This is a genomic window from Arthrobacter sp. Y3223164, from assembly GCF_059091005.1.
The window spans coordinates 1-4167 of the sequence record NZ_JBNHGF010000253.1; the positions used below are offsets into that span (position 1 = coordinate 1).

The following is a 4167-nucleotide window of genomic DNA, read 5'->3' on the forward strand; positions in this document are numbered from 1 at the left end:
GTCGCCGGCCAGCCCGGGCAGCCCCGGAACCGCCGCGTCCCCGGTATCACCCCTCTAGTCCGCCGCGGAACCGCCGCGTCCCCGGTGTTATCCCGCTGGTCCGCCCCGGCCAGCCCGGTTCCCGGGCATCGGACCGGCCAACCCGGCGGGGGTGCGTTACGAGGCAGCCAGGCGGGCCTTTTCCGCCTCGACGTCGAAGCCCGCCGGCGGCCACTGCGGGTCGATGTCTTCCAGCGCCTGCAGCAGAAGCTCCTGCACGGCGATCCGTGCATACCATTTGTGGTCGGCCGGCACCACGAACCACGGCGCGTCGACGGTGCTGGTCCGCTCCAACATGACCTGGTAGGCCTGCTGGTACTCGTCCCAGCGCCGCCGCGCGTCCACGTCGCCGGGATCGTACTTCCAGTGCTTGTCGGCCCGGTCGAGCCGGTCGCGCAACCGTTTGCCCTGTTCGCGCTTGCCCAGGTGCAGCATGACCTTGATCATCCGGATGCCCCGGCGGGCCACCATCGCCTCGAAGTCGATGATCTGCCCGTAGCGTGCCTCCACCTCCGCCAAGGGCGAGAGCCCGTGCACGCGGTGGATGAGCACATCTTCGTAGTGCGACCGGTCAAACACTCCGATCATGCCGGGACCGGGCAAGGCCCGCTCCACCCGCCAGAGGAAATCGTGCTCCAGCTCCTCCGGCGTCGGCGCCTTGAAGGCCCGGTGGGAAATCCCCTGCGGGTCGGCGGCTCCGACCACGTGCCGGACGATCCCGCCCTTGCCGGAGGTGTCCATCCCCTGCAGCACCAGCAGGACCGCGTCCGGCGCCCCGGCGCGGCTCTGCGCGAAGAGGCGTTCCTGCAGTTCGGACAGCCGGCGGTCGGAGGCCCTGAGCAGGAGTTTTCCCTCGGTCCTGCCGCCGAGGAATCCGGGCGTGGAGCCGGTATCGACACCCGCCAGGCCGAATCCCGGGCCGACCCGCAGCATCTCCGACGGCGTCCGCATGAACTCGGGCAATCCGGTCTGTTCCACCTGGTCCTCCTGTTCGGCCCGGCCGGCTTGGCCGGCGGTGCGGGTGGCGACAGCCTACCGAGCCGCCGGCGGCGCGGCTACGCAGACGCGGCTGTTACTGCCGGTATCCGGCCAGGAACTCCTCGATCCGCCCCACGGCTTCGGTCAGCACGTCCACGTTGGGCAGCGTGACCAGCCGGAAATGGTCCGGCTGCGTCCAGTTGAACGCCCGGCCGTGCGAGATCAGGATCTTCTGCTGCTTGAGCAGGTCCAACGCAAACTGTTCGTCGTCCTTGATCCCGTAGACTTCCGGGTCGAGCCTGGGGAACAGGTAGAGCGCGCCCTTGGCCTGCTGCGTGCTGACGCCGGGGATGGCGTTCAATAGCTCATAGGCTTTATTGCGTTGCTCGAGCAGCCTGCCGCCGGGCAGGATGAGGTCGTTGATGCTCTGGTGGCCGCCCAGGGCGGTCTGGATAGCATGCTGGGCGGGCACGTTCGCGCACAACCGCATGTTGGTGAGCAGGTTGATGCCCTCGATGTAGTCCGCGGCCAGGTGCTTCGGCCCGGAAATGGCCATCCAGCCGCTGCGGAAGCCGCACACGCGGTAGGCCTTCGACAGGCCGCTGAACGTCATGACCAGCACGTCGTCGGCCAGCAGCGCCGTGTTCACATGCTCCGCATCCTCGTAAAGGATCTTCTCGTAGATCTCGTCCGAGAACACCACCAGGTTGTGCCGGCGCGCCAGTTCCAGCATCCCCTCGAGGATGTGCCGCGGATAGACGGCGCCGGTGGGGTTGTTCGGGTTGATGATCACGATGCCCTTGGTGTTGGGCGTGATCTTCCGTTCGATGTCTTCGAGATCGGGCAGCCAGCCCTCTTCCTCGACGCAGAGGTAGTGCACCGGGTGGCCGCCGGCCAGCGACACCGACGCGGTCCAGAGCGGGTAGTCGGGGGCCGGGATGAGCACTTCGTCCCCATTGTTCAGCAGCGCCTGCAGGCTCATGGTGATCAGCTCGCTGACCCCGTTGCCCAGGTACACGTCGTCCACGCCGATCTCTTGGATGCCGCGGGTCTGGTAGTACTGCGACACCGCGGTCCTGGCCGAGAAAATGCCGCGCGAATCGCTGTAGCCCTGCGCGGTGGGCAGGTTGCGGATCATGTCCACCAGGATGGCGTCCGGAGCTTCGAATCCGAACGGCGCCGGGTTGCCGATGTTCAACTTGAGGATGCGCTGGCCCTCGGCCTCCATCCGCTGGGCATGCTCGAGGAGCGGACCGCGGATGTCGTAGAGGACGTTGTGGAGCTTGTTGGACTGCTTGTACTGGGCCATCCAACGATCTTCGCACACGGCACGCGCCGCCCCGGAGACCGAAGCGGCGCGTGAACGGGAGCCTGGGCCCCTAGCCGGCCAGGCCCTTTTCCGCCAGCCAGTCCGCGGCGGCGTCGGCCGGGTTGCGCTTCTCGTCCCCGCTGACCTGGCGGTTGAGGTCGATCAGGTCTTCGGTGGTCAGCGCTGCCGAAACCTCGTTGAGCACCCGGGCCGCCTGCTCGTCCACGGCGTCGCTGCGGATCAGCGGCAGCACTTGCTGGGCGATGAAGTTGTTCTTCGGGTCTTCCAGCACCACCAGGTCGTTGTCCTCGATGGACGGGGTGGTGGTGTAGATGTCGGCCACCTGAATCTTGTCGGTGATCAAGGCGTTGAGCGTGGTCGGTCCGCCGTAGTCGTTGATCGGTTCGAAGGACTTGGGGACGCAGCCGTAGTTGGCTTCCAGCCCCGGCAGCCCGTACTCGCGCTCGGCGAATTCGGGGTTGGCTCCGAGCACCAGTTCGCCGCACACCGGGCCCATGTCCTCGATCGACGTCAGCTGGTATTCCTCCGCCGTAGCCTTGGTCACCACCATCGCGTCCTTGCTCTCCGCCGATGCGGGCTCCAGCACGCCGAGTCCCTCGGGCAGGGCATCAGCCAAGGCTGTCATGACGTCCCCGGCGGAGGCCGCCGTCGCCTCGGTGTCCAAGAACAGCAGGAGGTTGCCGCTGTAGTCCGGGATGATATCCACAGACCCTTCCTGGACGGCGCTGACGTAGACCTCGCGCGAGCCGATGCCCGGTTTCGTGGTGACGTCGTAGCCGGCGGCGGTCAGGGCGCCCGCATAGATTTCGGCGATGATCTGGCTCTCCGTGCCGCCGCTGGCACCGACCACCAGGGACCCGCCGGTGCTGCCTTCGGGTGCCGGCGTCGAATCCTGCAGGGGGTCGGATCCCCCGCCGCAGGCAGCGAGCACCAGGGCGAGGGCGGCCGCCCCTGCGGCGAGCACGCTGCGCCGCGCGGCCGGGTTTTTGTCGTGTCCGCGGTTGCTGGCGTTGTTCCCGGGGTGGTCCTTCATGCTCATCTCCTCATGTGCCGGCACTGGCTGTTCCAACCTTACTTGTTCTGCCTTTCGGCCCGCCCCCTCAAGCCGCGCAGGCCGGGCGACACGGCGACTTTCTGCACCGCGGCCAGCAAGGCGTCCACGACCAGTGCCAGCGCCGCGATCAGCAGCGCACCGGCAAACAGCCGCACCGAGTCACGGACCGCCAGCCCGTCGATCAGATACCGGCCCAGGCCGCCCAGGTTGATGTAGGCCACGACGGCCACCGTGGCGATGACCTGCAGCACGGCGGCACGCACGCCGCCCAGCAGCACGGGCAGCGCGTTGGGCAATTCGGCGCGGAACAGGACCTGCCACTCGGTCATGCCCATCGCCCGGGCGGCGTCCACCAGCTGGCGGTCGACGGCGGCGATCCCCGAATAGGTGCCGGCCAGCAGCGGCGGAATGGCCAGGATCACCAAGGCGTAGATCGGCGGCATCAGGCCCAGGCCCATCAGGATGACGAACAGGGTCAGCAGGCCCAGCGTGGGCATGGCCCGCAGTCCGCTGGCAATGCCCACGACGGCGAGGCGCCCCCTTCCGGTGTGGCCGACGAACAGCCCCAGCGGCACGGCGATGGCCGCGGCGATCACCAGGGTCAGGGCGCTGTAGTACAGGTGCTCGGCCAGCCTGGCCGGCACGCCCGCCGGACCGGCCCAGTTGACCGGATCCGCCAGCCACGCCGCGGTTTCCTCGAACAGGTTCATCCGCGCACCGCCGCTTCCGCGGCGTCCGGCCGTTCCCCTGCGGCGACAAGGGAGCC

At 68.3% G+C, this 4167-nt stretch carries 4 protein-coding genes; all 4 read right to left on the reverse strand.

Features of this window, described 5'->3' with window-relative positions; genetic code table 11:
- Window positions 1-156 precede the first annotated feature (156 nt).
- The 4 genes from AC5RUJ_RS12010 to AC5RUJ_RS12025 all read right to left on the reverse strand — a co-directional run bounded on the left by AC5RUJ_RS12010 (window position 157) and on the right by AC5RUJ_RS12025 (window position 4111).
- The gene (locus AC5RUJ_RS12010; protein WP_494110197.1) at window positions 157-990 is read right to left on the reverse strand and encodes a PPK2 family polyphosphate kinase; all 834 of its coding nucleotides are present in this window, start codon (window positions 988-990) and stop codon (window positions 157-159) included.
- A 121-nt stretch (window positions 991-1111) separates the two neighbouring features.
- On the reverse strand, window positions 1112-2326 hold the full coding sequence (locus AC5RUJ_RS12015; RefSeq protein WP_494000367.1) for a pyridoxal phosphate-dependent aminotransferase: 1215 nt from the start codon (window positions 2324-2326) through the stop codon (window positions 1112-1114).
- 70 nt (window positions 2327-2396) lie between these two features.
- A complete protein-coding gene (locus tag AC5RUJ_RS12020) occupies window positions 2397-3380 on the reverse strand; it encodes an ABC transporter substrate-binding protein (protein ID WP_494128437.1) in 984 nt (327 codons plus the stop codon).
- Between the two features lie 38 nt (window positions 3381-3418).
- Window positions 3419-4111 (reverse strand): ABC transporter permease, encoded by a 693-nt coding sequence (locus tag AC5RUJ_RS12025; protein WP_494000369.1) that lies wholly within the window; start codon window positions 4109-4111, stop codon window positions 3419-3421.
- Window positions 4112-4167: the final 56 nt, after the last annotated feature.